This window comes from Armatimonadota bacterium (assembly GCA_016223145.1).
In the GTDB taxonomy this organism is placed as follows: domain Bacteria; phylum Armatimonadota; class Fimbriimonadia; order Fimbriimonadales; family Fimbriimonadaceae; genus Nitrosymbiomonas.
The window spans coordinates 329,309-355,469 of sequence record JACRPN010000005.1 but is presented as its reverse complement, the minus strand read 5'-3'; the positions used below and the strand labels follow the sequence as shown (position 1 = coordinate 355,469).

Below are 26,161 nucleotides of genomic sequence, written 5' to 3'. Positions count from 1 at the left end.
GCGCTCTGAAGGGTTGGGTTTCGACAGCAGCGCAAGCCTACGGCACAGCCTTCATCTGGATCGCCCGAAGGTTCATCGGCTTCCAGCCCTCCGCGACCGCGCGGACCACGAGAGTGTTCTTCCCCGCCACCACCGAGAATGTCCCCAGATCCACGGCGTGGTAGGAGTCGTAGGAGCCGGTGTTAGGAGAGGTGAGCCGCGCCGTCTTGCCGCCCAGCGTGACCGTGAACGACGCCGAAGCGGGCGCAGCGATTTCGGTCGTCAGGCTCACCGATCCCGCCTTGTCCGCGGTGAACGTCCACTCGGCGTAGTCCTTCGGGTCGGTCCAGAAGCCAAGGTTGGGCTTGCCACCACGCTCTTCGGACTGAAGCTCCCCGTGCAGCGTCGCCTCATCGGGCGTCAGAGCGAGCGACGCCCCGAGCTTCAAGGTTGACTCCGGCTGTTCGATCATGATCTCGCCCTTCACCATGAGCCTGACCGTGGTCGAAACCGCGTCGGGCGCCCGGAGAGGCACCGCGATCTCGACCCCCTCGGGCGTGTTCCGGGCCGCGAGCTTCTTCTCGCCATCCAAAAGCCAGGCAGAACCCACCTTGCTCCTCAGGCCGGGCACCAGCAGCTTGCCGTTCGTGGGCCAATCGAAAACGTGCAGGTAAAGCGCCGCGCCGTCCTTGCCGAGCACCTTCGTGCAGCGGCCCCAGGGGAGCTTCTTGAACGGGCTCGCCGACGTCGCGTAGATTGCAGAGCCGTTCTTCTTCATCCATGCGCCGACCGCGGCCAGGCGTTCAACCGAGGGAGGCGGGATCTCGCCCAGCGAAGTCGGCCCGACGTTCAGCAGGAAGTTGCCGCCCTCGCTGGCGATGTCCACGAGCATCCGGATCAGGTCCTTGCTCGACTTCCAGTTGTGGTCGGTGCTCTTGTAGCCCCAGGTGTCGTTCATGGTCATGCAGGTTTCCCAGTCGCGCCCGGGGTAACCGGTCGCCGGGACGAACTGCTCGGGAGTCTCGGTGTCGCCGCGATAGCCGCCTCCGAGGCGGTTGTTGTGGATGATCCCGGGCTGGAGCTTGAAGAGGGGAAGGAGGATGTCGGCGCGCTCTTTGGTCATCTCGTAAGGGGTGTCCCACCAGAGCACCGAGATCTTGCCGTACTTGGTGAGGATCTCCTTCACCTGCGGCACGGCGACGTTCTGGATGTACTCGGTCATGTTGCGGTCTTGCTTCGGGTCCCAATGCCCGCCCGCCGCAGAGCCGCCGTTGTTCCAGTCCTGAGCCTGGCTGTAGTAGAAGCCAAGCCGGAGGCCATGCTTCTGGCAGGCCTTGGCGAGTTCGGCAAGCGGGTCGCGCCCGAACGGCGTGGCCTTCACGATGTTCCAGTCTGAGGCCTTGGAGTCGAACATCGCGAAGCCGTCGTGGTGCTTGCTCGTGATCACGATGTACTTCATGCCGGCGTTCTTGGCGATCCGCACCCATCTGTCGGCGTCGTACTTGACCGGGTTGAACTCCTTGGCGTAGGCGCGGTAGCGATCCACCGGGATCCTGCCTTGATGCATGATCCACTCGCCGATGCCGCCGATCGGTTTGCCATCGTAAACCCCTGCGGGCACCGAGTAAACGCCCCAGTGGATGAACATGCCGAAGCGCGCCTCGCGGAACCACTTCATGCGCACATCCCGCTGGGCGGGGGTCTCGTTGGCGTAGGGATCCGGGCTGGCCTGGGGGGTTTGCGACGAAAGCATGGCGAGGGCAATGAGCGGGCTCATGTCGCTACGCTACCAGGATATTGTCCGAATTGCCTGCGGAGACGCACCCCATCAGACCTCACGACACGGGTGTAGCCGCTTCCGTCGCCGAAAGGAAGTAAAACACCGTCATGCTGCTCTTGACCGTTCTCGGCGCCCACATGCTCGCAGGGCTTGCGTTGCCGGCGCAGGTCCCCAAAGGTCCCGTCAAGGTGTTCATCCTCGCAGGACAATCCAACATGGAAGGCCAGGCGGTCGTGGACCTGGCCGGCCCCGACTACAACAACGGCAAGGGCACGCTCGAAACGCTCATGGCCGACCCTGCCAAAGCCGCTATGTTCAAGCACTTGAAAGGCGCCGACGGCCGGTGGACGGTGCGCGACGACGTATGGGTGCGCTACCAGCGCGAGAACCGTCCGCTGCTGGTCGGTCCTTTGGGTGTCGGATTCGCAGTCTACGGCGGCACGCACCACTTCGGGCCGGAGCTTCAGTTCGGCCACGTCGTCGGCAACCACTTCAAGAACCCCGTGCTGCTCGTCAAGACGGCCTGGGGCGGCAAGAGCCTTTACAAGGACTTCCGCCCACCCTCTTCCGGCGGCGAGGTGGGCAAGTACTACACGCTCATGATCGCCCAAGTACGCGAGGCGATCGCCAACCTGGACAAGGACTTCCCCGAACTCAAGGGCCGACGCTGCGAGTTGGCCGGCTTCGTCTGGTATCACGGCTGGAACGACGGCGTGGAGCCAAAGACGGCGGTGCCCGAATACGAGGAGAATCTGGTCAACCTGATCCTGGACGTTCGGCGCGAGTTCAAAACTCCCAAGCTGCCCGTCGTCATCGGGGAACTCACCGGCCCCTGGGTGAAGGCCGAAGGCGGCTGGGACGCGCTGCGAAAGGCGCAGGCCGCGGCGGCGGAAAGGCCCGAACTCGGCGGCAATGTGGTGTTCGTGCCCACGCACGACTTCGTGCGCAAGCCCGAGGACTCGCCCAACCCCACGCACGGCCACCACGAGTTCGGCAACGCCGAGACGTACTTCCTCGTCGGCGACGCGCTGGGAAAGGGGATGCTGGGCCTGTATGGGATGAAGACCCTGGGGCAAAATGCCGTACAGACGTGGACAACTCACTCACCTTCTCGACGACGCTCCTGACCGCTGCAATACTGGCCATGACTTGTCAACCCTCAAGTGCCGCCGGGCAGGGCCTGCCGCACCCTGAACGCGGCTTCGTCAGCACGACGCCCGCCGAGACTTGGGAGCAAGGGCTCCTGAGCGGCAACGGCACGATCGGCGCCAACGTCTTCGGCCGGCCGCTCGACGAGACGATCGTGTTCACGCACAGTCGGATGTTCCTGCCGATGCGGCCTCCCCTTGCCCCGCCGGACACCTCGTCACGGCTCGCTGAAGTCAGAAGCCTCATTAATCGCGGCCTCTACAAACAGGCGACGCGGCTCGCGTTCGACCTCTCGGGCCAGCAGAGCTTCATGTACCCGGACCCGTTCGTTCCTGGGTTCGACATGCGCCTCACGATGCCCGCGAAAGGGTCGGTGCGGGACTACGCGCGGAGCGTCGATTTCCGTACGGCGGAGGCTGCGGTGTATTGGGCCGATGGCCGAGGCGCGTACGAGCGAAGGCTGTTCGTGTCGCGCGCCGACGGGGTCGCCGTGCTGCGCATTACCGGCCCGGGGAAGGGAAGCGTCGACTGCGCTCTGTAACTGACGCCGCGCTCACTCGATCCCAAGCTTGGCGCCAAAACCCTCCAAGCCTCCGAGGAGACGTTCAAGAGCCATGTCTCGAACGTCGTCTGCACGGCGGATTCCGCGCACCTGACGTTTTCCAGCACGTTCACGCGCGCCTATCCGGGGAGCATTCACCGGCTCGAAGCCGTTTGCCGGGTCGTCGCGCCAGGCGGCGAGGCGAGCGTCAAGGGCTCCGTCCTCACGATCAAGGGCGCCGACGAGGTGCTCGTGTTCACGAAGATCGAGCCGATCTACGATCCCGAGAAGCCCCTGATCGAGCCCATGAAGAAGGCGCTGGACCGTCTGGCACCCGATTACGCAGGCCTGCTAAAGAAGCACGCGAAGATCCACGGCGCGATGTTCGACCGGATGCGCCTGGACCTCGGCGGCGGCGCGGAAGCCAAGAAGACCTCGGAAGAGCTTCTGGCCTCCTCGACCAACGAGAACCTCTCCCGCGCGCTGACCGAGAAGGTTTTCGACGCCGGCCGGTACAACATCATCTGCTGCACGGGCGACCTGCCGCCGACTTTGCAGGGCATTTGGGCAGGGACCTACGTGCCGCCTTGGGCGAGCGACTTCACGCACAACGGCAATGTGCCCTCGGCGATCGCAGCGATGCTCCCAGGCAACAATCCCGAACTCATGCTCGCCTATACGTCGTACATCGAGTCCATGGCGCCCTACCTGCGCGTCAACGCCAAGCACATCTTCGGCGCGCGCGGCATGGTGTTGCCGTCAAGGTCCTCGGCGACCGCCTTCAACAACGCGCTCGCGCCGGATTTCGCAGGCGGCATGTGGGTGGCCGGGGCGCCGTGGGCGGCGCACTTCTTCTATGACTACTATTTGTTCACAGGTGATCGGAAGTTCCTGGTGGAGCACGCGCTGCCGTTCATGCAGGAGGTGGCTCTCTTCTTCGAGGACTACCTCTACCTCGGGCCCGATGGGAAGTACGTCTTCAGCCCGACGACCTCGCCGGAGAACTTCGCCAAGAACACGGGTTCGCAGGGCTCCTTCAACGCGACCATGGACGTGGCCGCCGCCAAGGAGCTTCTCACCAACCTCATCGCGGCCTTGCGCGAACTCGGCGTCAACCAGAAGAAGATCCCGGTCTGGCGGGCGATGCTGGGCAAGATGCCGCCCTACATGATCAGCGATCAGGGTGTGGTCAAGGAGTGGCTGACGCCGAAGATCGAGGACAACTTGGACCACCGGCATTCCTCGCACCTTTATCCGCTCTACTACTGGATGCCGGACGAGATTGCCGCGAGCCCCAAACTGCAGGCCGCATTTCGCAAGATCGTCGAGATCAAGCTGGAGAACCACTACAAGAAGGCCGGCTTCATGTCGTTCGGAGTCGTGCAACTCGGCCAGGCTGCAGCGACGCTCGGAGAGGGCGAGCTGGCCTATCAGTCCGTCGTCCGGCTCGTGAACAGCTACTGGCTGAGCAACCTCGCTTCGATGCACAACCCCAAGTCGCTGTTCAACATGGACGTCAGCGGCGGGCTGCCGGCGGTGCTCATCCAGATGCTGGTGAACTCCGCGCCCGGCAAGGTGCAGTTGCTCCCCGCGCTGCCCAGGGAGTGGCCCGCCGGGACGATCGAGGGGGCGCTGTGTCGCGGCCAGATCGAGGTCAAACGCCTGACTTGGAAGCCGGGCCGCGTCACCGTGACGTTGCTGTCGAAGAAGGCTCAGACGGTGGAAATCTCTGTTCCGAGGCGGATAAAGAGAGTTGTGGCGTCCGGTGCCGGAACAAAGGTCTCGTCGGCTGTTGGCACGCGGACGATCCAGACAATCCTTCCCGCAATGAAGACTATTTCGCTGGAAATTGTGTTTGAGTGAGGCTATTCCTGAGCATTCCTGTCAGACGCTACGAAGAATGAATAGGCTCCTGAGCCAATTTCGAACTCGACGGTGTGTCCGTCCGTCATGACATTGCTGACGCCCTGAGCTTTTGCCAGCGGACGGCCACTCTCATGCACGTGGGCCACCGAGTCCGCCAGAAGCGATACTCTGGCCACCGTGTTTGCCGGAATCTCGATCTCGAACGTGATCCCGCTTCCCTCACGGGCCCAGTTGCTCACGACCTTCCCGCGAATGCTGCGGTAGCTTGATTTCACCCACTTCAGCCCTTCCGGCGTGCGCGGGCTGATCGACACGCGGTCGAACCCCCGGCTCTCAGGACCGGGCTGAATCCCGCCAAGCCACTGCATGAACCATTGGCTAACCGATCCGAACATCGGGTGGTTATGCGAGAACGTGTTGTCGCTCAATTCCCAATGTTCCCAAAGCGTGGTTGCGCCGTTTTCGAGCATCCATCCCCAGCTCGGAAAGTCCTTCTTCGAAACGATGGCGTAAGCCAGATCCGCCCTTCCGTTTCGCGATAGGACGTCAAGCATCGCCTTCGTGCCGATGATCCCTGTCGTCAGGTGGCCGGCGTGCGCCTCGATGTCCTTCACCAGGAACGCGAACGCTTGCGGACGGATAACTTCTGGGACAATGCCCGAGTAAAGGGCGACGGACTGGCTCGCCTGCGTCCCCGGCCCGATCTTCCCGGTCTCGGCATTCACGAACTTCGCGACGTACGCGCTCTGGATCTTGCCCGCCAAATCGGCAAAATGAGCCGCGTCCGCCTTTCGCCCCAGGCGATCCGCCATTCGGCGAAGCAGGTTCGCGGTATGGAAGGTCATCGGCGTGACCATGTCAGGCGCGGGCGCTGGGGCCAGCCCCTCGTGGTCGCTCAGGCCATCCGTCACGATGCCGTTCGGATAGCGCTCCTCAACCAGCGCCAGCCACTTCTTCGCCGCATCGTATTGCTCTTCGCTGATAGACGAGTCGCCGTAGTAGCGGAATAGTTGATCAATGAGCAAGGGATGGGCCATCGCCCAAACGACGCCGCAGTACTGGATGCCCACGAACGGCGCCGTGTCGGTGAACATTCCATCCTTGAGGGCGCTGTCCGACCAATCCCGGACGGCCTTCTGATAGAAGCCGGCCATGTCGAAGTTCATGATCATGGCTTCGCTCGTCGCTACGATATCGCCCCCGTAACCAAACTTCTCTCGATGCGGACAGTCGGATTGGACGCTGAACACGTTCGAGAGAAACGTCCGCCGACACATCGCCTGGATCCGGTTGAGCATCGGATCGGAGCACTCGAACGATCCGGCTGTTTCCAGGTCCGAGTTCAGCCGCGAAGCGACCACCGCCTCCAGAGGCAAAGGCTTGGGGACCCCGCTCACCTCGACGTAGCGAAACCCGTGGAACGTGAACCTGGGCTGATAGGTTTCGCGGCCTCCTCGGGCGATGTAGGTGTCGGCTTGCCACGCCACAGGTGGCGCACCCGGACCCCCGACGCTCTCCTGCGAGCCTCGCTTGAGCCCCTTTATCTGGCCGGCCACGCCGGTCATGGGGTTCAAGGTCCCGTCGGCATACAGGAGTTCGCCGTAGCGGAGCTGAACCTGGGTTCCCGCGGGGACATTGAGCTTGAGGCTCACCCAGCCGGCGAAGTTCTCGCCCATATCGTACACATAGATCCCGGGCTTGGGCTCCTTCACGGACACGGCGCTCCAACGCCTGGTCTCACGAATTGGCGGATGGGTGGGAGAGGAGAGCCTGCCCAGCTTCTTGGCGGCGACGCTCGGAGCGCGCCACTTGGCGTCGTCGAATCCGACGTGGCCCCAGAGGGCTGGATCCAGCCGGGCATCCACGACCTCACCAAGGTAGACGTTGTTTCGCCGGATTGCGCCTTCCCCGACCTTCCATGAGGTGTCGGATACGATCGTATCCGAGCCCCCGCCCACATATTCAAGCCGCAATTGCGCGATGAAACGGGGACGTCCCGTCGTCAGTGCGTCTCGCAGGTTGCGGCTCCCCCACATGCGCATCGGCAACGGGTTGAACCACCCGTTGCCCAACGTCACGCCGATGCAGTTCCTTCCTCGAACCAGCATCTTCGTCACGTCGTAGGTGTCATAGAGGACGCGCTCGGAGAACGCGGTCCAGCCGGGGTCTAGGACGTGGTCGCCGACCCGTTTCCCGTTCAGGCTGGCCTCGTAGTATCCCAGCCCGGCGATGGAAAGGCGAGCCCGCCTGATCTTCCTCGACGCCGAAAACTCCTTCCTGAACAGCGGCGCATGATCCTCCTTATAGAAGTCGGCGTCCGATGCTGGGACTGGCTTACCGTCGTCCAACCACAGCGCCTTCCAGTCTCCGGGGCTGAGCAGGCCCATTTCCCAACGCGCCACTGGGCTCCAGGAAGACCATTGTCCGGCGTTATCGCGAACGCGCACCTTCCAGTAGCAAGTCTGTCCGGATTTGAGCGCGAGACCCTGATAGGGGATATTGTTCTGTTGGCTGCTCGATACGTTTCCGCTGTCCCACAGATTCCCGTCATCTTTGACGAGCCGTTCAATAGAGGCTGCCACGAGCACGCGATACGCACTCTGGCGTTGGGTCCGTACCGAGGAAGTCCCGTCAAGGGTCCAACCCAACCTTGGATGTGCAACGTCGACACCCAGGGGATCTTGGCGAAACTCGCAAGTTAGGTTCCTTGCTGACAGAGGATTTCGAGGGGCGTCCATTGCTGCGCACGAGAAGGACCCCAGAAGCGACGCAAGAACCATCGGCAAGGTCATTCTCGAAGTGTAGGCGATTCTTGCATGGCCTGTTGGCCCGCCGCATCGCCAAGCTCGGCCGGCTTCTCGACTCGCAAAGGAATCGAACCAAGAAGGTCGAAACAGAGCCCATGAACCGACGAACGTCGTACTCGCTCCTGGCAGGCCTCTTCCTGATCGTTGCAGCCAATCACTCCTTAGCGGAACACGCGCCTTGGGCAAGACCCGTGCGCGTGTTCATCCTCGCGGGGCAGTCGAACATGGAGGGGCATGGATTCGTGGCCGCCGACGAGAAGCGCAACGGTGGGAAGGGGTCTCTGGAGTTCTTCACCAAGGACCCGGCAACGGCGAAAGCGTTTGCGTCGTTGCTCGACAAGGACGGAGCATGGAAGAAGCGCGACGACGTGCTCATCACTTATCTGGAGCGCAAAGGTCCGTTAACGACAGGCTACGGCGCGAACGAGGAGCGGATCGGCCCCGAACTCGGCTTCGGATGGGTTATGGGGGATGCCTTCAAGGAGCCGGTTCTGCTCATCAAGTGCGCATGGGGTGGAAAGAGCCTGGGCGTGGACTTTCGACCGCCCGGCGCGGGCAAAGTGCCCTGCTCGGTTGGGGAGAAGAACGATGCCGCCATCGCGCAGGACCCAGGCATCGTGGGCAAGTACTACCGCGAGACCGTGTCGCTGGTGAAGGCGGCGCTCGAGAGTATCAAAGAGCTCGTTCCCGGAAGCGACGGAAAATACGTGCTGTCGGGTTTTGGATGGCATCAGGGCTGGAACGACCGCATCAACGAGCAATTCGTCGCCGAATACCAGAGCAACATGGCCCATTTTATCCGCGACATGCGCAAGGATCTCGGCGCTCCCAAGCTGCCTTTCGTCATTGCAGAAACTGGACAGGGCGGTCCCGAAGAGAAGAACGCGCGCGCCTTGGCACTGATGAAGGCCCAAGCCGACGTCGCCGAGGAGCCGGAGTTCAAGGGCAACGTGGTATTCGTCGGTACGCGCGGGTTTTGGCGGCCGGCCGAGCTGTCGCCAAACAACCAGGGCTACCACTGGAACTGCAACGCGGGGACCTATTGGGATATCGGCCAAGCCATGGGCGAAGCGATGAAGCGGCTTCTGCGGGTCAGGTGACGGACCCGATGGTCTGGCATCCGGAACCGCCCTTGGCCGAGGCGGCTACTTCTTGCGAAGCTCCTGCCGGGTCGCAATCGGTACGAACCCCACTTCCAGCCCTTTCGGGGGCTTCACGATCTGCGCGGGATCGAGTTCGGCCAGGCTGCCGAGTTTGGGCGGAGCGAGATAGTCGCGGTTCTTGGGCCAGGCTCGGTGCAGCTTCTCGACGCGCTTTTGCAGTCGTTCGCGCTCGGCGTCCGTAAGGCCGGCATTCAGCAGCGCGGGCTGGTCGGCGAAGCGATACCAATAGTAGGTGACCACGGTGCCATCGCCCAGATAGGCTTTGTAGGGTCCAGCCTCCGGCCCCGGTTTCTTCCAACAGCTAGCCGGATCGTCGGGCGTGTCGTATGGCCTTTGCGGTGGCTCCTCTGGGCGCTTCCACTCAACATTCTGAAGGCCAGTTTCCCCCGGCACGCTGGAAGGCGTCACCGGATCCCATCGAGGTTTGGTCTTCTCGTCGCCCGGCGCCAGCTTGTAGTACTCCGGCAACGTCGCCAAGGAGCTGTGGCCGCGGATCGGCGTGCTTGTGACGCCGGTCCATCGGTAGCCGTGGGTGGCCGCATCCGCGGCGATTGGCGAGGCGAAAGCGTTCCACGCGAGCGGCACTCGGTCTTCCTTTTGGCCGGGAACGGGGACGTGAATTTCCCACGTCGCGTAGCCCTTGCCTGGGAAAGACCGCGCGAACGCGCCCTTCGGGTCTACCGCGCCTCTACTAGGCTTGCCGCCCGCGAACCAGGCAGCGACGGAATCATACAGCGCCGACTTGTTGTATGCGATGGCCTGGTGGACGAGCGCGGAATCCTCCCCGGCGTTTTTCGGGAACGACGTGGGCGCGATGCGGGCGTAGGAGTTTCCCTTGGCGTCCGTCGCTACCTGGCAAGGAATGTATTGCGTCTCCATCTGGATCGCCATGTTGGGATCCATGGGCCGGCTGTCTAGGAGCTTGCCCGCGAGGCGTGGTTCCTTGGCGGCGCAGTGCGACCAGAAGTAGGGCGTGAAAAAGGCGACGGGCCCCTTGAAGTTCTTGGCGCTCAAGAACAGCGTCCAGCAGTTTCCGCCTGTAGGTACATCCTTCCCGTCGGTCGTGGCCTTTGCCTCGCAGAGTGGGAGGTTTAGGTACCCGTAGCCGAAGAGCCCGCCACACTCCCCTTGTTTGAGGTTTAGGCCATCGATGGGGAACAGCAGCCATGGGCTGAGCTGCGCGACGCCGTAGAGCCCTCGAGGCTCCTTCCAGTTTCCTGCGCCGTGGGCCGGCCCGTTGGCGATCTCGGAGAATCGTGGGCCCACACCGCCCATGATGAACTTGGGCGTTTCAGTCGGGAACCGTGTGTCGCGCCACCAGCCAAGACCGCCCTCGACGTCGGAGTAAGCGTCTTTGGGAGCTTCGCCGTCATGCTGGGCGAACATCCACGTGCTCGGCAGGCCGGTCTGAAATTGGTGGCCGGGATAGGCATTCAGCAGGGGCCATACCGCGACGTACATCGAGAAGCCCGCATTGTAGGAGCGGTCCACGCGCTCGCCGGTCTGAATGATCAGATATCCGGCCAGGTATTCCTCGCGCCATGAGCCCAGCTTGCCCGCTAATGCCGTGCACGCAAGCACCGCCACCCATGAGGCAAGTGCCTTCTGAAACGCGTTACGCGAAGAATCTACCAACTTCATGGCTGCGTTCCCAGTCCAGCCTTCTTCATACCTCAGCGACGTGGGGCTGGGGCATGATCTATTCGCCCTTAGGCTGAAACGCGGGCCTATCATCGTGCGGGGCTTACGTTCGGGGGTTGGACCAGAGCTCCAGATGAGACGACCCAGCATCGTTGACGCCTGCAACCAAACCGTCGGGGTCAGCGCCTAATCAGGACGTCTTCTTGGGTTTTGAATCCGTTTAGGAACCAGCTAGGAGCCCGAACCCGATTCAGGTTCAAAAAATGGTGGGCGGTACTGGATTTGAACCAGTGACCCCTACAGTGTCATTGTAGTGCTCTACCACTGAGCTAACCGCCCGACGGGGAGCGAAAATTGTACCCGAGGGTTGGTGACGGGAGTCGGTGAGTGGGAGAGTCGGGGAACGGGAGAATGGGTGAGTCGGTGAGTCGGTGAGTGGGAGAGTGGGAGAGTCGGTGAGAGGCGGGCGGAAGCGACCTGAGCGCCGTTGGGGCCTGAATCAGCAGGCTGTTGATAGGCCCCCCTGTTCTGTGCCGGTGGGCTACTTCTCAGGCGCGTAGCGCCGGGCCACTGCCTGTACGGCCTGAAGAGGTGGCGAGGGGAACGCCTCGCCGCCGCAGTTCACCATCGAGGCCACCACCAATCCCTGGCTTGGAAAGAACGCCAGTTCAGCAAAGAACCTGCCGTTGGAGCCGTTGTGCCCGTGGCGAAGCGCCGTGCCCTGCATCGCGCCAACGCTCCAGCCGCAGGCATAGATCGAATCGCCGGGCCGCTCCGGCACACCCTCGTGGAGGCGCTGGAAGGTCGCGGCCTTGAGGAGCCCGTTCTTGCCCTTCAGGCCGTCCATGTGCGCTTTGGCGTAAGTCGCCAGGTCTTGCATAGAGCACCAGGTGTTGCCGGCAGGCGCGACGATCGTGCCCAGGTTGCCCTCCGATGGCATCGGGACCGTCTTTCCGTTCACCTTCATGTGCCCGGTGGTGCGGGCTCCCGGGAAGCCGCTACTGCCGACCTTGGACCGATTCATGCCAAGAGGCTTGAAGACGTAGATGTCCATCAATTGCTCATAGGGCTGGCCCATGGAGCGTTCTGCGATGTGTCCCAGCAGGGAGTAGCCGGCGTTCGAATAGGCGAAGCTCTCATCCGGCTTGGCGATGGGCTCGCGGCCCAGAATGTTCTTTGTGTATCGCTCGCGGAGCTTGACAGGGTTGGTTTCGTTGCCACAGATCTCGTTCACGCGGACTGCGGTGAAGCCCATATCTTGGGGGATTCCGCCGCGATGGTGCATGATCTGCTCAAGAGTGACCTTGCGATAAGGCTCCTTCATGGGGACGCCCGGCAGCGCCTCTTCTATCGTCATGTCCCACCGGAGTTTGCCAAGGTCGATCAGTTTTCCGATCAGGGTCGCTGTCATGGACTTGGTGATCGAACCGATGTGCCAAAGGTCGTCGGTCTTCACTTCCTCTTTGCCGGTTGCCTTACGAAGCCCCGCGACCGCGATTTCGATCGGGCGATCGGCTCGCCACACCGCCAGTCCAAGGGCTGGAACCCCGGTGTCCTTGCAGATTGCCGCAGCGAGCGAGGAGAGATCGGTCCAGCCTGAGTAGTCCTTGGGTGGGGCGGCGTTTAGTGACTCGGGATCCGCCAACAAGATGCGGGCGATTTTGGGCGGGCTTCCCGCGAGCTCCAGGGTTAGGCCAAGGCGTTCCTTGTTCTTGTCCTCGATCAGTGCGCGAATCGCGTTGGCCTTCTCTTCCACCATCTTGACCAGCTTGAAGGGCGCACCTTGCTGTGTGAGCGGGAAGATCCGATCCACTCTTTGCTGAACCGGAACGGACTCATTAAATTCGCTCCGAACGAATGCCTCGAGTATTGCCTTGTCGCCGGAGTTAAGGGCTTCTACGAATCGTTGGACCAGGCTGCCAGATTGGCTCCCAAGGGCAAAGAGCGTGAGGGCAGAGACCAAAATCGGGCGGAGGGAGAGGATCGAAAAGGCCATGTGTCGGGGTACCTCGGTCTGTCCTTCCTTACGATAGCATGCCCTCGCGCTGATCCCGGAGGTTGGATACCGCGCGGAAAAATGGGACCGTTTGGGCCGTGAAAGGGGATAATGGAGGTGGAGTTGGCCGGGCGACGGCCCCGATCCTTGGCTTGAGCTTGCCAGATAAGCTGCATAGACGTAGCCGCTGGTCTTCAGCCTGCGCAAAATGGCGGGCCAGGCGAAGGATCGGGGAGGAAAGTCCGGACTTCACAGGGCACGGCGCCCGTCGAGGGCCGGCCTTCCGACGACCCTTGGCAATGCGCCGGCACGGAACCGGCGGCTACGGACCTTGCTCCACCCTGGTCGCGAGGAACTTAGCGCCGGCACGGAACCGGCGGCTACGGACCTTGCTCCACCCGGGTTGTGAGGAACTTGGCGCCGGCACGGAACCGGCGGCTACGGGTGGTCGGAACGCCGGCCCAAGGCGGGACGGGGCGACCCGATGGAAAGTGCCACAGAAACAAACCGCCGAAGGGGTGCTGGGTCTTGGGTGTTTGGCGACCGGTTTTCAGGTGGTCAGGTTATCGGAAAACAAAGCTCCGAACACCTGAAAACCTGAATACCCGAGAACCGGACAACCTAATGACCCAAAACCCAGCACCATCTTCGGCAAGGGTGAAATCGCGAGGTAAGAGCTCACGCGCCGTCCGGGTAACCGGCGGTGGGGCAAACCCCGCTGGAAGCAAGGCCGAATAGGGGGGCGTTGAGGCGGCCCGCGGAGCCCCCGGGTCGGCCGCAGAGACAAATCGTCGCACAAAGACAGAATCCGGCTTATAGGCCAACTCCAGGATTTTCGGCGAGAGGCGAAGGGCGAATGGCATTGGGGCATTAGGCATTGGGGCATTAGGGCATTAGGGCATTAGGGCATTAGGGCCATTCTCAACGGGCGAGAAGCGAGAGGCGAGAGGCGAAGGGCATTGGAGCGTTGGGATTGGGCGAGGGGCGAAGGAACCCACCTCGCCCCAAAAGGGGGAGAGGTCGGTGACCATGGCGAACCGGGTGAGGGGCCAGGAACGATGAGCGAAGGGTCAACGGCCCCGTAGGTGTTAGGTGTTAGGTGTTAGGTGTTGCGCGGCCCCACATAACCCTAGTCAAATCGGCCATATTCGTTGCCCTCATCCGCAAGAATCCGCCCATACTGAAGCTGCTGGAGGGATGAACGTTGAAGCTCTTCGCCCTATGCTTGACGACAGCCTTGGTTGGCTGGTCCTGTTTCTTGCTTGAATCGCCTGGCCAGGTGCAGAAGGACCCAAGTCCTGCAAGCTCGGCGCAGCTCGCCGAACTGAATGCCCCGCTGTTTCCCAAGCTCTTTCCGAATCCGACCGGGCAGAACGGGATGGAGGAATACGTCCTTGCCACCGACATGGTGGCGAGAAGCCGCTTTGGGGATTTCCAGAACTGGCTCGGCTACAAGATGTCTCCATCGGGCGCAGAGTTTGCCTCGAAAGAGGAGCTTGATGGGCTCTCGAAGCTCCCGTTTGGCGATCTTCGCAAGACTTCGGTGCTTGAGGCCAGCCGCGTCGCCCTCGCCGGTCTGGATCAAGTGAAGGAGTTGGTCAGGCGCGGAAACGGCAAGCCTGTTCGGGCACTCCCACCTGACAGCGAGCTTCGAAACACCTTTCTGGCTCGAATGAAGCTTCTCGCCAAGTTCTTCGCCTGCGAGGCGAATGCTTACTTCGCCCAGGGCAAATCGAACGCGGGCACCGACAGCCTCATCGTTTGCCTTTCGATGGCGCACCACGTGCCGCAGGATGGTTATGTTGCGAGGCTGGTGTCGCTCGCCATGTCCGGCATCGTGCTTGCCGAGTTTGAAAAGCACCTCGATCAGCTTTCGTCGCCGGACTGCCGATCGCTTACGAAAGCCCTCGCCCAACTTCCGCAGTGGGATGCCCGGATTTTCGAGGCCGTCGAGGCCGAAGCCCACCGGTTCGAGTCTTCGCTGCGTCAGATGGCCGCAAGGCCTAGTGAGGCAGCGCAGTCAGAGATCTACGATGAAGATTGGCGAAAGGCGATCTTGGCCGTTAGCCAAGCCGAGTGGCCCGTCATCGTAGAACGGGCGAAAGCCAAATACGCAGAGAGCCTGAGAACCGGCGTTTCCGTTCTCAAAGGGTCAGAGGAGCTTTGGATATCAGGGTTGGAGGCGCAGGGGATGTCGGCGTCGGGTTACAGCCCTAAGCCTCCGAGATCGAGCGCCGAACTGGCCGATCAGCTTGCGGGGGGTGCCATCGCCATATTGCCCCAGCTCGCGAATGCGGAAGCAAAGACCCGCACGCAGCTGCGGTTGCTGCGGCTTCATGCCCGTATCCTCTCGTTCAAGTGGGACGAAGGGCGGATGCCCAAGGACCTTTCTAAGCTCGACGCGCCTGCCGCGGAATGGCGCGACACCTTTGCCAACGGCACATTCCAATACCTCCCTGACCGGTTCGGGCACTATGAGCTTTTCAGCAAGGGCTTTCCGCCGCATGGACGGATTGATCTGAGGTGGAGAAGGGACCCGAATGTAAAGCCGGACCGGGGTGATGAGCCCATCCCGCCGCGCCCTCGGTAGAACTGCACTTGATTCAACACGTGAATCGTCAGAATTCTGCCTGAATCACCATAATTATGGTATTATCGACAGAAACATGTCGAATATTGGACCTGTGGTCAAGTCTGCGCTCTTTGGTTCCACCAGGAGAACGGGCGCCTTGCTGGCGCTCCAGCTCCTTGAGTCAAGCTACGCGACCGAGCTTGCGTTGGTGCTCAGAGTGCCCTTGTCATCCATGCAGCTAACACTCGACCGACTGGAAATGGACGGCCTGCTCGTCTCTGGGCCGGTGGGAAGAGAACGTGTCTATAGCTGGAACGTCCGCTATCCCCTATTGCGCGAGCTTCGTGCGCTTCTTGCGGCAATGATCTGGAAGGAGCCGGATCTGGAAACGTCTGTGGAGAGACGTCGCCGCAGGCCACGAAAGAGAGGGAAACCTCTTTGAGTTCCGAGCTGCGTGTGACGCCCAAAGACGATCTTGAGGCCGTTGCGTTCAAGGTCTGCACCGCCCTCGATCGGAGAGGAATCACTGCGGTGCTCTGTGGTGGAAGCGCCGCGAGCATCTATGCTCCTGAAGCATACATGTCGTCAGACGTTGACTTCATCGCCAGCTTCTGGGGAAAGGAAGACGTACGAGAGGAAGTTCTCCAGGAGCTCGGATATGTAAGCTCGGGCCGCATCTTTGTTTGCGATGGCCAACTCGTAACCTTGGATTTTCCGAACGACGAACTCCTCATTGGCGACGAGCTTCTCACCGACTTCAAGACGATCGCGCGCGACGGGCTCACACTCAACGTGCTCACCCCGTTTGACTGTGTCCGTGATCGGCTTAGCTGGGACTTCTTCTATCAGCGGCGCGACCCATCCGCCCGACTTGCGGCCGCTGCTGTCGCTCTGGCCGAAGCGGTCGACCTTGAACGCATTCGGGTCTGGGCCGAATCCGTCGGCTCATTGCAGCGCTTCGAGGAGTTTCTTGGCCGCGTCGAGCGCCTGAAGCGCTCGACGCGGCCCTAACACCTACGCCGCCAACTTCAGGAACGGCGTTTCGATGCCTGCCTGGGCGAAGGCCACCTGGCGGCGCGCCTCATCCAGAGTCGTCACGCCCTCGATCACCCGTCGCATCGCGTCCAACTGGAGCGGCTCATAGCCTGCCTTGGCCCCAAGGAACTTGACCGTGTCGAGCGCCTTGTGTTCGGCGATGGCTTCGGCAACGTCGGGCATGATCGGCAGAATCTCCTGTACGGCGATGCGTCCCTTGTAGCCGGTGTGCTGGCACTTTGGGCAGCCTTTGCCGCGCCACTGCTTGTCGGCCTCGAGGCCAAATCCGGAGGCCATGGCGTTCAGAACGAAGGAGTCAGGCGCCTCCTCCTTGCAGTGCGGGCAGATCTTGCGGAGCAGCCTTTGCGCCGTGACGCCGATCAGCGACGTGCTGAGCAGGTAGGGCTCCACACCCATGTCGAGCAGCCTCGGAATGGCGCCGGGCGCATCGTTACAGTGAAGCGTGCTGAGCACCAGATGGCCGGTGAGCGAGGCGCGAATGGCGGTCTCGGCGGTCTCCTTGTCGCGGATTTCTCCGACGAAGATGACGTCCGGATCCTGGCGGAGAATCGAGCGCAGTACCGTGGGGAACGTCAAGCCGATCTTCTCGTTAACCTGCGATTGGCTGATGCCGTCGATGTCGAATTCGACAGGGTCTTCGGCGGTCATGATGTTCGACGTAATGTCCTTGATTTCGTTGAGCGCCGCGTAGAGCGTGGTCGTCTTGCCGGAGCCTGTGGGTCCGGTCACCAGGATCATGCCGTAGGGCCGTTCGATCAGCCCGCGGAACATCGAAAGCTGCAGAGGCGAGAAGCCAAGAGCTTCCATCTTGTGGAGCTGCGACGCACGGTCAAGGAGCCTGAGGACGACCCGCTGGCCGTTGTAGTTGGGCACCACGGAGACGCGCATGTCCACATTCCGGCCGTCGACACCCACGGTCGTGCGCCCGTCTTGCGGCAGGCGGGTCTCGACGATGTCGAGCTCGGACATGATCTTGAGGCGCGCGGTGAGCATCGGCATGACGTCGAGCGGGAAGTCACGAACCTTTCGCAGGTGGCCATCCACACGGAAGCGGACCTCGAGGCGGTTGCCGCGCGGTTCGATGTGGATGTCGCTCGCGCCGAGACGGATCGCCTGAGTGAGGATCTGGTTGACAACCGCGATGACGGGGCGCGTGTCGGCTTCCGTGAGAATCTGCTTTTCACGCTTTTTGGGCTTGTGGTCGCCGTGTTCCTTGATCGCCTGGTCCACGAGAGTATCCATCTGGGACTGCTTGGCGTCGATGATGTTCTCCTCGATGGCCTTGGCGAGCCGCTCAGGGTTGGCGAGGACGGGCACGATGCGCTTCTTGGTGAGGTTTCGCGCAAGGTCGATCGCCTCGACATCCAGCGGGTTGCGCATGGCAAGCGTCAGGAGTTCGCCCTGCTCACGCACGGGGAGCATCTGGTGCGTCTCGCAGACCTCCTTCTTCAGGAGCTGAAGCACGCTCTCGTGGGGCGGCTCCTTAGCGAGGTTCCAGGGGCTGACGCCCATCTGTGCGGCGAGCACGCGAAGGAGCATGTCCTCCGAGATGAAGCCGAGCGAAATGAGAATGCCACCAAGGGCCGCCGAGGTTTCGAGCTGAATTTCGAGTGCGGTGTTGAGCTCGTCTTGCGTGATCAGCTTCTGCGAGACAAGCAGTTCTCCTAAACGTTGCTTTGCGCCATTGACCATATCCGTGTCCTGTTGCCAATTGGGATGGCAACTCCTCCTGCCACGGAAAGGATCGGCGCGGCCCACAGGACCCAACACCGTATTTCATCGGGATTGGGATGCTGGGAATTTGGGGGAAGGCATTGGGGCATTGGGGCGTTGGGCGACGTGGTAGACGCGATGGGCGAAGCGCGATACGCGATGCCGGTCACCCCGAGCCTGAGAACTTGAGCATCCGAAGACCTGGGCCGAGGATCCGTGCGACCTGAACACCTGAGTACCGATCACCGAATGCCCTAAGGCCTTAACGCCCAATGCCTAACGCCCCGCCCCCTACAGCCCCAGACCCCTCGCGAACGACCTCACGCGCTCGCTCGTCTGGAGTTCCGCCTCCGTGAGCCGCCGCTCCAGCGTGAGCCCAGCCAAACTGCGGCAGCGCGAGAGCGCCACATAGGCGTGGCCGTGGCCGAAGGCGCGCCGGTCGAAGTCGACATGAACCTTGTCGAACGTCAGCCCCTGCGCTTTGTGGATCGTCACCGCATAGGCCAGACGCAATGGGATCTGAGTGGCCGACCCTACCAGCTCGCTCCCGATCTTTCGCTCCAGCGCGTTCCAGGTGTAGCTCCTCTTTTCCCATGTGACCGGCTCTGCTTCGACGGTCGTACCCTCATCGAGGCGGACCTGGACATAGCCCTCGCCCAATCCCGCGACTTCGCCAAGCGAGCCGTTGACCCACTCAGTCCCATTGCGCGTAAACATGACGCGAGCTCCAACTTTGAGATTCAGCAATCGCTCGGCAGGGAGTTCTTCTTCGCGGAGCGTCCCGACGATGTCCGCCGAATAGAGTTTCGCCGGGCCGACGATTTCGGAGAGTCGAAGAGAGTTCATCCACGCCGCCCGAGCGCGGGTGGCCGTGAGCCGAAGCACGTCGGGGGGCCCACCGCCATAGACGACCCGCTCATTGAAAAGCGGGAGCGATTCGGAATCCCCCGAACGAAGCAGGTTTAGGGCGTCCATGAACGCGGGGTCAGACGCCTGGCGGTGGATGGTCTCCAATTCGATCGCGAGCATGGGCGCCCTTTGCGCCACTAGGGAGTCGAAGAAGAACTCGCTTCCATATCTGGCATCCAGCATCTCTTGCTCTGCTGGATTGGACACGACCGGCGGCAACTGCCAAAGGTCTCCCACAAACAGGATGCGCTTGCCCGCAAAAGGCTCTCGGCTTTGCTTGGAGTTCTTTCTCAGCGCCTGGTCGATTCCGTCGAGCAGGTCAGCCCGAACCATCGAGATTTCGTCGAGCACGAGCACGTGTGCTTCCTCGATCACTTTTCGAATCGGGTGCCCCGGCCGAAACTGTGGGACTTCGGGGTCGTCGAGTTCGAGCGGCCCAGGTTTGATACGAAAGAAGCTGTGGATGGTCTGGCCGCCCGCATTGATGGCGGCAAGGCCCGTCGGCGCGAGCACGACCACGTTGCAGTCGGTCTCCTCGACAAAGCGCCGCAGAACCGTCGACTTGCCCGTGCCCGCCCTCCCCGTAAGGAAGAGGCATTGCGCCGGCCACATCGGCGCAAGGAGGGTCTGGAGGGCAGCCTCCTGGTCGGGGCTCAGTGCGATCTCATGGGTGGAGGACTGCCGCATAGAACCTCACTCACCGCCAATGGACTCTTCGAACGCTTCGAGCGCAGCGACCCACTCGCGCCACTTTCGCGACCTCAAGACCCGAGGCTGCATCTCGCCGGGCGCCTGGGGCGTGTGAAAGTCGCGATGGGTTTGAAGCCTGAGGCTCTCGAAATGGCCCAGTTGGCCGCCCTGCCCCGTGAGGCGGTCCCAAAGCTCGAACCAGACCAAAAGGTCTCCGATCCTCTGGCTGGGGTAGGCGCGGGAGAGTGCCTGCTTGAAGCGAAACTCCGCTTCCGACAGCTCCAGGATCTCCGCCCGCTCAGGATCCGAAAAGCGATTGATGGTCTGGATCACATGCCCATAGGTGTGATAGAACGGGGTCTCCAGTACGGGGCCATCGAAGCTGCGGTTGACGAGAACATTGGTCGCGTCGTGGTCGGGGTGGCCCTGCTCGAAAGCGCCGCACACCAATCGGTCTGGGCGGATCTCTCGAATCATGGCTCTGAAATGCGTTAGGAGCCGCGTCATCTCCCAGGCCACTTTGCCGTCAGCGGCTCGGTGAAACCGGAGACGCTCACGCGGGATGCCCAGGCGTCGGGCTCCCTCAAGGGCCTCCTCCTCCCTTTCTGGCGTGCTATGGGTCCAGCTCAGCCAGACCTCGACACCGGCATCGGTGAGCCTCTTGATCCAGCAGCAAATGGAGAGCTCATCGTCCGGATGCGTCATAGCGAAGAGCCATCGAAGCTTGGGATCGAGGTCGAACAGCCTCAATTCAGGGCCTCCAAGCACTTTGCCAAGACGGCTTGCGAGTCGATGTTTGAGAGCGCAGATGGGTCGTAGAGGCACCGTTCGATCTGGCCGTACGGGCAGGTGCGCTCCGGGCGAGTGGCCGAGTAGAGCCCGATCGCGGCCCTCCCAAGGGCCGCGGCGAGGTGCGAGCTTCCGGTGTCTCCCCCCACATGGAGCACGCACCCATTCAGGACACCGACGAGATCGCCAAACGAGGTTTTGCCGACGAGGTCGAGGGGTTTGGCCCTTCGGCATGCCTTTGCCACAAGTCGCCCGCCTTCCAGTTCAGCCTCGGACGGCGCACCGATCAGAACGCTGGCGCAGCCCGCCTCGTCGAGCCCGTCGGCAAGCTCGCCGAACCGACCGGCGGGCCAACGCTTGCTCGCCCAGGCCCCACCGGGGTTCAGGACGGCGAACGGCCTACCTTCGAGCGGAGCGAGCAACTCGGATGCCCTCTGAAGGTCGTGCGGGGTTGGCTCAAGCCCAAACTCGGCCCCGTCCGCTTCGCCCCCCGCAGCGCGGGCCACGTCGACGATCTGGTCTACCACGTGCAGGGAAGTCGGGTCGGGCAGGACGCGCTCCGAAATGAGCCAGGAGAACTCGCGCTGCCAATGGAACCCGAGCCTTTTTGGCGCCTTCGCCTTCCAAAGAAGCAGCCCGCTCTTGAGAAGCCCCTGTAGATCGAAGGCCGCGTCAAAACTCCCTTCGATTCTGGGCCAAGTTGAAGGCGAGAGACCTGGCTTGCAGGCGATTACCTGATCCACAAATCGGCACCGCTCGGGAAGCGCCTTGAAGCGCGGGTCCGCCAACCAGACAATCTCGCAGGTCGGAAACGCCCGCTTCAGCGCGCCTGCCGCCGGCAACGTGCAAACCACGTCGCCGAACGCCGACAAGCGGCTGATCAGGAAGCGAGGATTCTCGCCCGGGTCGCTCAAAGCAGCCCCTGCCTGCGCGCGCTGCGCCAGCGATCATGAAACCAGAGCCACTGTTCCGGGTACTTCCGGATGATCTCTTCGAACCGCCTGTGGATCTGCTCCATGATCTCCTCTGGTGTGGGCTTTTCTTCAGCTTCGGAGTAGTCGATCGGCGCGTCCCAGATCATCTCGTACCTGCCCGGCCCGATGCGCGGATAGAAGCACAGCACGATTGGCGCCCCGGTGCGAAGGTGGAGCACCGCCGGGCCAAGCGCCGTGCCCGCGGGCTTGCCGAAGAAGGGGACCATCGCGTCATAGGCGTTCTGATCCGCCAGAAGGCTGACCTGCTTGCCGGCGCGCAGAGCAGTGAGCATCGCCCGAACGGCGTTGCCCCGAGCCAGCACATCCATGCCCGCGTGTTCCCGGAGCTTGCGAATCTGGGCTTCGAGCCCCGCTTCGTCGGCTTCGCGGACGACCGCCGACATCGGGTGGCCCACGGCGCTCAGAAAGTGGACCATCCGCTCCCAATTCCCGAAGTGCATTCCGACGTTGAGCACGCCCTTTCCCTTCGAGAGGCCCGCCGCGAGATGGTCCGGGGCATGGACCGTGGTGCGGGCGATCACTTCCTCCAGGGTCCGAGCCTCGGTCCGCACGAAGTCGAGCGCGACCCTGCCGAAGTGCTGAAACACCCGCTTTGCGAGGGCTTTGCGGTCCGGGAAGCTCATCTCGGGGAACACCAGTTCGAGGTTCTTCATCGCGCAGGTGCGATGCTTTGCCGAGAGCCAGAAGAAGACCATGCCGAGCCGCGCGCCTGTTCGCTCCGCCTGCTCCACCGTCTTGCGCCGAGCCCAAGCTTCCAGCCCCACCATCAGGAAGCTCCCCACCTTCCCCCAGAAACCGCGCTTACGTTTGCGCTTGGCACTCCCGGAGCCTGGCTTCAAGCCAGGATCGGAAGGGGTCGCTGGGTTCGACATGGAGGTCATAGGTGGCGATCCAAAGGTCCCTTTCGCCGATGTCGGGCCTCGACTTCAGCTTCACCCAATCCTTCGCAGTGGTGACGATCGGCAGTTTGGCCTCGAAAGGAGCCAAGAGGTTACCCGCGAGCAGAGGATCGTGGTCCGGAAGGAACAATGCTTGGACGACCGTCATTCCAGATTCTTCGACGCTTGCCCTGAAGTGCGTTGGCTCGCCCAGGGCGCAGAGCAGGGCGACCTTGGAACCGCGCTCCAGGGTGGCTCCAGGCTTGTAGGGATGGGCGAAGCCTGTGATTTCGCCCATCAGGGAAAATCGCCCGGGCAGGACCAGGTCGGCGCGCGAGACCAGCCACGCCGGCTCGCGATAAGGGCCGGCCGGGAGGCAGTGACGGTTGGGGCCGGGGCGGTCGATGACGATTGAGAGGTGCTTTTTGAGAGGCAAGTGCTGGAACCCGTCGTCCATCAGTAGGATTGCGTTGGGATAATGCTGATGGCACAGCCATGCCGCACGAACACGATTCCTTCCGACGACGAACGGGACACCTGGAAGCACCCAGCGAAGCATGGCGGGCTCATCGCCCCACTCCTTGGGGTCGAGTTCGCCTTCCGGGGTAACGCTCGCCCCCTCGGACCTTGGCGAGCCGTAGCCACTTGCCCCGATCACGACGTCATGGCCCATTTCGCGAAGCAACTTGGCGAGGTGGATCACGAGCGGGGACTTTCCCGAGCCGCCCACCTTCAGGTTGCCCACGCAGACAACGGGGCTGTGGGGTTCCTTGGGCCTTTTCAGCCCAATGCGATAAACGCCCTGATAGGCGAGCCACCCCATGCCATAGAGCCACGAGAAGGGGAGCAGCAACAGGCGCGTCAAACGAGCCTTGAGGTTCTTGCCGTACCAGACCTCCCCGGGATGCATGGGGAGATTATGGAGGGAACCCCATCATTCGGGTCTCGGCTACTTCAGCTTGGCGGCGTCGTCGGTCTTCTCCCAGGGGAAGACGCCGTTCCCAAAGTGGCCGTTTCGCGCCGAATCGCGATAGCAAATGGCCCGGCAATCGCGAAGGCTGAGGTGCTTCAGAATGCCGCGTGGCGTCATGTCGAACGCTTCTTGCACGCGCCTGGAAATCTCCTGCGGGTCGATCTTTTCGGTGCCAAAGGTCTCGACGTTCACCGACACGGGCTCAGCCTTGCCGATGGCATAGGCAAGGGCCACCTGGGCCTTGTCGGCGAGCTCCGCCGCAACGATGCACTTCGCCACGTGGCGCGCCATATAGGCCGCGCTGCGGTCCACCTTCGTCGGGTCCTTTCCGCTGAAGGCGCCGCCGCCGTGCGGGCACATGCCGCCGTAGGTGTCCACGATGATCTTGCGCCCGGTCAGGCCGGTGTCTCCGGCAGGGCCGCCCTTGACGAACCGGCCGGTCGGGTTGAAATGGTAGTTGATCGGCCCGTCGACGTAGCCCTTGTACTGCTCCAAAACGGGTTGGACCAAGTACTTCTCGATCCTCTGTCGCACTTCGTCTTGAGGCATATCGTCGTGCTGCTGGGACACGACGATCGTCTCGATCCTCTTGGGCTTGTTGCCTTCGTAGATGACCGAAACCTGGGACTTGGCGTCGGGACGGAACCCGAGTTCGGGGTTGCTCCTTCGCATCGCCACAGACTGCTTCATGATCGCGTGGGCGATCGAGATCGTCAGCGGCATGAGCTCCGGCGTCTCGTTGGTCGCCATGCCGAACATCATGCCCTGGTCGCCGGCGCCGCCCGTGTCAACGCCCATCGCGATGTCGGCCGATTGGGGCTGGATCGCCACCAAAACGCCGCAGTTTTCACCGTCGAAGCCGACCTCGGTGTTCGCGTAGCCGATCGACTTGATGGTTTCGCGGACGATCTCCTGAACGTTCACATAGCCCATGCTCGTGACCTCGCCCGAAACCACGGCCACGCCGTGGGCGAGCATCGTCTCGATGGCCACACGGCAGCGCCGGTCGTCGGGGACGCTGAGATCCAAGTCTTGCTGCAAGAAGCCGTCGAGCAGAGCGTCGGAGATCTGGTCGGCAACCTTGTCGGGATGGCCTTCGCTGACGGATTCGGACGTGTAGATGCGCGGATAATTCATGGCAGGAGAGTTCAGACTCTACCTTTTTTCGGCAGATTCGGGCCGAGCGTTCAGGCTGTCTCCACTCGAAAACTGGTGCTTCCCACCTTCAACACGTCGCCGATTCGTGCCTGAGCGGTGATGATCCGCTGCCCATTCACAAAGGTGCCGTTCGTGCTGCCGAGGTCCTGAACGCTCACTCCGCCGTTGCCGGGCGAAAGGCTTGCGTGACGCCGTGAGGCCGCCGCATCGAACGCCAGGGGAATGCCGGGAGCCTCCCGGCCGACCTCAATAGGGCTCCTGATGTCGAATCGTTGGCCGGCAATCGGGCCGTCCAGCGCCAGTAGGGTGCACCCGCCCGAAAGGGGTTGGGCCGATAGGACCTGGGTGGGCTGGGAGGGCGCCCCGGTGGGAGGGAAGGTGCTTGGCATTGAAGGCTGCGGCATGGGCGATGCGGGCAGTCCAGGGCCCCCCGGATAGGGGGTTGGGATGGGCGCAAAGGCAGCCTGGCCCTGGGGCGCCATGGAAGCCATCTGACCGCGCAGCGACTCGGCGGCACGCTGCGGCGCAGACCCCTGCTTCAGCATGAAGTGAAGCAGATGGGGGCCGATCTGGATCTGGGCGCCATCGAAGAGCGGCGCATGCTGAACCCTCATGCCGTTCAAAAGCGTGCCGATCGGGCTGCCGCCGTCCATCAGGATATATGCGTTGCCCTGGCGCGAAATGCAGGCGTGCATGGGCGCGACGTTCATATCTCCGTGAAGGGGGATATGCGCGGTTTCGCTCCGCCCGATGAAGGTCTGCGGAGCCTCAACCACCCACTCTTTCCCCTCGTTTTTGCCGAGGATGAGCTTGACCCAGGCGGTGCGCGTCACCCGGTCCACAATGCCGATAAAGAGGGAGATGACGCCTCCCAGGATCAGCGCCATCATGGCTCTGCCGCCCAGGCCGACCTCGCCAGATTCGCGGGGGATGCCGGCCACGGTGGTGGTCGCACCAGCTCGAAGGTCGAGCAACGCACCGCCGATTAGCGCCGAAACCGAATCGAAGATCAGACCCCCGATGGCCGCGCCGATCAGTCCGCCGACAGCACCGACCACTAATCGCCTGGCGGTCAGGCCCGACGCCCCGATGGCCCCACCCAATAGCAATCCCATGGGCGCAAAAGCCACGACCCGGGCCAGCACATTGACCCCAAAACTGGACCCTTGATCGAAGACGTTGACGGGAAAGAAGGACGCAAGCAGGGCATTCCCGACACGATATCCCAGCCAGACGCCGAAGAAGCCAAGCAACAGTCCGAGCCCGAGGCCCCGCAGGAGGTGGGTGCGGCTCCCTTGAATCCAGCCGTTCAGCGCCCCGACCGTCGCGCCGATCATGGCCCCCAGCGTGAGAATGAACTTCACTTCGACCGGGCCCCACACCTCGCGCGGCGGGATTCCCGTCGTCGGGTCCACCGGGAGCCGGGCGAACTGCGGCTCGAAGATCAGCCATGCGAGGATTCCGGCTACCGCTCCCAGGATCGCTCGAAACACCACTTGGCCCATC

19 protein-coding genes, 1 tRNA gene and 1 other RNA gene are annotated in these 26,161 nt (G+C 62.5%); 8 read left to right on the top strand and 13 right to left on the bottom strand.

What is annotated here, in order from left to right:
• Positions 1-37 precede the first annotated feature (37 nt).
• The gene (locus tag HZC36_03895) at positions 38-1,732 is read right to left on the bottom strand and encodes an alpha-L-fucosidase (protein MBI5706114.1); all 1,695 of its coding nucleotides are present in this window, start codon (positions 1,730-1,732) and stop codon (positions 38-40) included.
• 134 nt (positions 1,733-1,866) lie between these two features.
• On the opposite strand from HZC36_03895, the gene HZC36_03890 reads away from it, so the two are divergent.
• The 3 genes from HZC36_03890 to HZC36_03880 all read left to right on the top strand — a co-directional run bounded on the left by HZC36_03890 (position 1,867) and on the right by HZC36_03880 (position 5,312).
• Positions 1,867-2,886, top strand: a complete 1,020-nt coding sequence (locus HZC36_03890; protein ID MBI5706113.1) for a sialate O-acetylesterase — start codon at positions 1,867-1,869, stop codon at positions 2,884-2,886.
• A gap of 17 nt (positions 2,887-2,903) precedes the next feature.
• A complete protein-coding gene (locus HZC36_03885) occupies positions 2,904-3,449 on the top strand; it encodes a glycoside hydrolase N-terminal domain-containing protein (GenBank protein MBI5706112.1) in 546 nt (181 codons plus the stop codon).
• A 252-nt stretch (positions 3,450-3,701) separates the two neighbouring features.
• A complete protein-coding gene (locus HZC36_03880) occupies positions 3,702-5,312 on the top strand; it encodes a hypothetical protein (GenBank protein MBI5706111.1) in 1,611 nt (536 codons plus the stop codon).
• 2 nt (positions 5,313-5,314) lie between these two features.
• On the opposite strand, the gene HZC36_03875 is transcribed toward HZC36_03880, so the two are convergent.
• Complete coding sequence (locus HZC36_03875; protein ID MBI5706110.1) at positions 5,315-7,897, bottom strand: family 78 glycoside hydrolase catalytic domain; 2,583 nt, start codon at positions 7,895-7,897, stop codon at positions 5,315-5,317.
• 320 nt (positions 7,898-8,217) lie between these two features.
• Between HZC36_03875 and HZC36_03870 the strand changes: the two genes are divergently transcribed.
• Positions 8,218-9,222: a sialate O-acetylesterase gene (locus HZC36_03870; GenBank protein MBI5706109.1), complete on the top strand. Its 1,005-nt coding sequence runs from the start codon at positions 8,218-8,220 to the stop codon at positions 9,220-9,222.
• Positions 9,223-9,267: 45 nt separating this feature from the next.
• On the opposite strand, the gene HZC36_03865 is transcribed toward HZC36_03870, so the two are convergent.
• The 3 genes from HZC36_03865 to HZC36_03855 all read right to left on the bottom strand — a co-directional run bounded on the left by HZC36_03865 (position 9,268) and on the right by HZC36_03855 (position 12,922).
• The gene (locus HZC36_03865; protein MBI5706108.1) at positions 9,268-10,836 is read right to left on the bottom strand and encodes a hypothetical protein; all 1,569 of its coding nucleotides are present in this window, start codon (positions 10,834-10,836) and stop codon (positions 9,268-9,270) included.
• A gap of 354 nt (positions 10,837-11,190) precedes the next feature.
• Positions 11,191-11,265 (bottom strand) — tRNA-Val (locus HZC36_03860).
• Positions 11,266-11,467: 202 nt separating this feature from the next.
• Positions 11,468-12,922, bottom strand: a complete 1,455-nt coding sequence (locus HZC36_03855) for a beta-lactamase family protein (GenBank protein MBI5706107.1) — start codon at positions 12,920-12,922, stop codon at positions 11,468-11,470.
• A gap of 119 nt (positions 12,923-13,041) precedes the next feature.
• Here HZC36_03855 and rnpB point away from each other — a divergent pair.
• The 4 genes from rnpB (at position 13,042) to HZC36_03835 (ending at position 16,505) form a co-directional block, all read left to right on the top strand.
• Positions 13,042-13,754, top strand: an RNA gene (gene rnpB, locus HZC36_03850) — RNase P RNA component class A.
• Positions 13,755-14,126: 372 nt separating this feature from the next.
• Positions 14,127-15,512: a hypothetical protein gene (locus HZC36_03845; GenBank protein MBI5706106.1), complete on the top strand. Its 1,386-nt coding sequence runs from the start codon at positions 14,127-14,129 to the stop codon at positions 15,510-15,512.
• A gap of 76 nt (positions 15,513-15,588) precedes the next feature.
• Positions 15,589-15,936, top strand: coding sequence for an ArsR family transcriptional regulator (locus HZC36_03840; protein MBI5706105.1), 348 nt, complete (start codon positions 15,589-15,591; stop codon positions 15,934-15,936).
• Entirely contained in the window at positions 15,933-16,505 is a 573-nt protein-coding gene (locus HZC36_03835; protein MBI5706104.1) for a hypothetical protein, read from the top strand. Before HZC36_03840 ends, HZC36_03835 begins: the two co-directional genes overlap by 4 nt.
• A gap of 3 nt (positions 16,506-16,508) precedes the next feature.
• Here HZC36_03835 and tadA read toward each other — a convergent pair whose 3' ends face one another.
• The 8 genes from tadA to HZC36_03795 all read right to left on the bottom strand — a co-directional run bounded on the left by tadA (position 16,509) and on the right by HZC36_03795 (position 26,160).
• Positions 16,509-18,242, bottom strand: a complete 1,734-nt coding sequence (gene tadA, locus HZC36_03830; protein MBI5706103.1) for a Flp pilus assembly complex ATPase component TadA — start codon at positions 18,240-18,242, stop codon at positions 16,509-16,511.
• Positions 18,243-18,554: 312 nt separating this feature from the next.
• A complete protein-coding gene (locus HZC36_03825) occupies positions 18,555-19,859 on the bottom strand; it encodes an AAA family ATPase (protein MBI5706102.1) in 1,305 nt (434 codons plus the stop codon).
• Between the two features lie 6 nt (positions 19,860-19,865).
• Entirely contained in the window at positions 19,866-20,612 is a 747-nt protein-coding gene (locus HZC36_03820; protein MBI5706101.1) for a PIG-L family deacetylase, read from the bottom strand.
• Entirely contained in the window at positions 20,609-21,565 is a 957-nt protein-coding gene (locus HZC36_03815; protein ID MBI5706100.1) for a glycosyltransferase family 9 protein, read from the bottom strand. The genes HZC36_03820 and HZC36_03815 overlap by 4 nt, the downstream gene beginning before the upstream one ends.
• A complete protein-coding gene (locus HZC36_03810; GenBank protein ID MBI5706099.1) occupies positions 21,562-22,413 on the bottom strand; it encodes a lysophospholipid acyltransferase family protein in 852 nt (283 codons plus the stop codon). The genes HZC36_03815 and HZC36_03810 overlap by 4 nt, the downstream gene beginning before the upstream one ends.
• Positions 22,414-22,447: 34 nt before the next feature.
• Positions 22,448-23,434, bottom strand: a complete 987-nt coding sequence (gene lpxK / locus HZC36_03805) for a tetraacyldisaccharide 4'-kinase (GenBank protein MBI5706098.1) — start codon at positions 23,432-23,434, stop codon at positions 22,448-22,450.
• Positions 23,435-23,473: 39 nt separating this feature from the next.
• The gene (locus tag HZC36_03800; GenBank protein MBI5706097.1) at positions 23,474-24,634 is read right to left on the bottom strand and encodes a methionine adenosyltransferase; all 1,161 of its coding nucleotides are present in this window, start codon (positions 24,632-24,634) and stop codon (positions 23,474-23,476) included.
• A gap of 50 nt (positions 24,635-24,684) precedes the next feature.
• Positions 24,685-26,160 (bottom strand): FHA domain-containing protein, encoded by a 1,476-nt coding sequence (locus HZC36_03795; protein ID MBI5706096.1) that lies wholly within the window; start codon positions 26,158-26,160, stop codon positions 24,685-24,687.
• Position 26,161 lies beyond the last annotated feature (1 nt).

Coding starts and splice junctions, on each gene's coding strand:
- tadA (MBI5706103.1), bottom strand. CDS start 18,242: ATGGTCAATGGCGCAAAGCAACGTTTAGGAGAACTGCTTGTCTCGCAG.
- lpxK (MBI5706098.1), bottom strand. CDS start 23,434: ATGCATCCCGGGGAGGTCTGGTACGGCAAGAACCTCAAGGCTCGTTTG.
- HZC36_03810 (MBI5706099.1), bottom strand. CDS start 22,413: ATGGTGGGGCTGGAAGCTTGGGCTCGGCGCAAGACGGTGGAGCAGGCG.
- HZC36_03800 (MBI5706097.1), bottom strand. CDS start 24,634: ATGAATTATCCGCGCATCTACACGTCCGAATCCGTCAGCGAAGGCCAT.
- HZC36_03825 (MBI5706102.1), bottom strand. CDS start 19,859: ATGCGGCAGTCCTCCACCCATGAGATCGCACTGAGCCCCGACCAGGAG.
- HZC36_03840 (MBI5706105.1), top strand. CDS start 15,589: ATGTCGAATATTGGACCTGTGGTCAAGTCTGCGCTCTTTGGTTCCACC.
- HZC36_03855 (MBI5706107.1), bottom strand. CDS start 12,922: ATGGCCTTTTCGATCCTCTCCCTCCGCCCGATTTTGGTCTCTGCCCTC.
- HZC36_03885 (MBI5706112.1), top strand. CDS start 2,904: ATGACTTGTCAACCCTCAAGTGCCGCCGGGCAGGGCCTGCCGCACCCT.
- HZC36_03890 (MBI5706113.1), top strand. CDS start 1,867: ATGCTGCTCTTGACCGTTCTCGGCGCCCACATGCTCGCAGGGCTTGCG.
- HZC36_03795 (MBI5706096.1), bottom strand. CDS start 26,160: ATGGGCCAAGTGGTGTTTCGAGCGATCCTGGGAGCGGTAGCCGGAATC.
- HZC36_03895 (MBI5706114.1), bottom strand. CDS start 1,732: ATGCTTTCGTCGCAAACCCCCCAGGCCAGCCCGGATCCCTACGCCAAC.
- HZC36_03870 (MBI5706109.1), top strand. CDS start 8,218: ATGAACCGACGAACGTCGTACTCGCTCCTGGCAGGCCTCTTCCTGATC.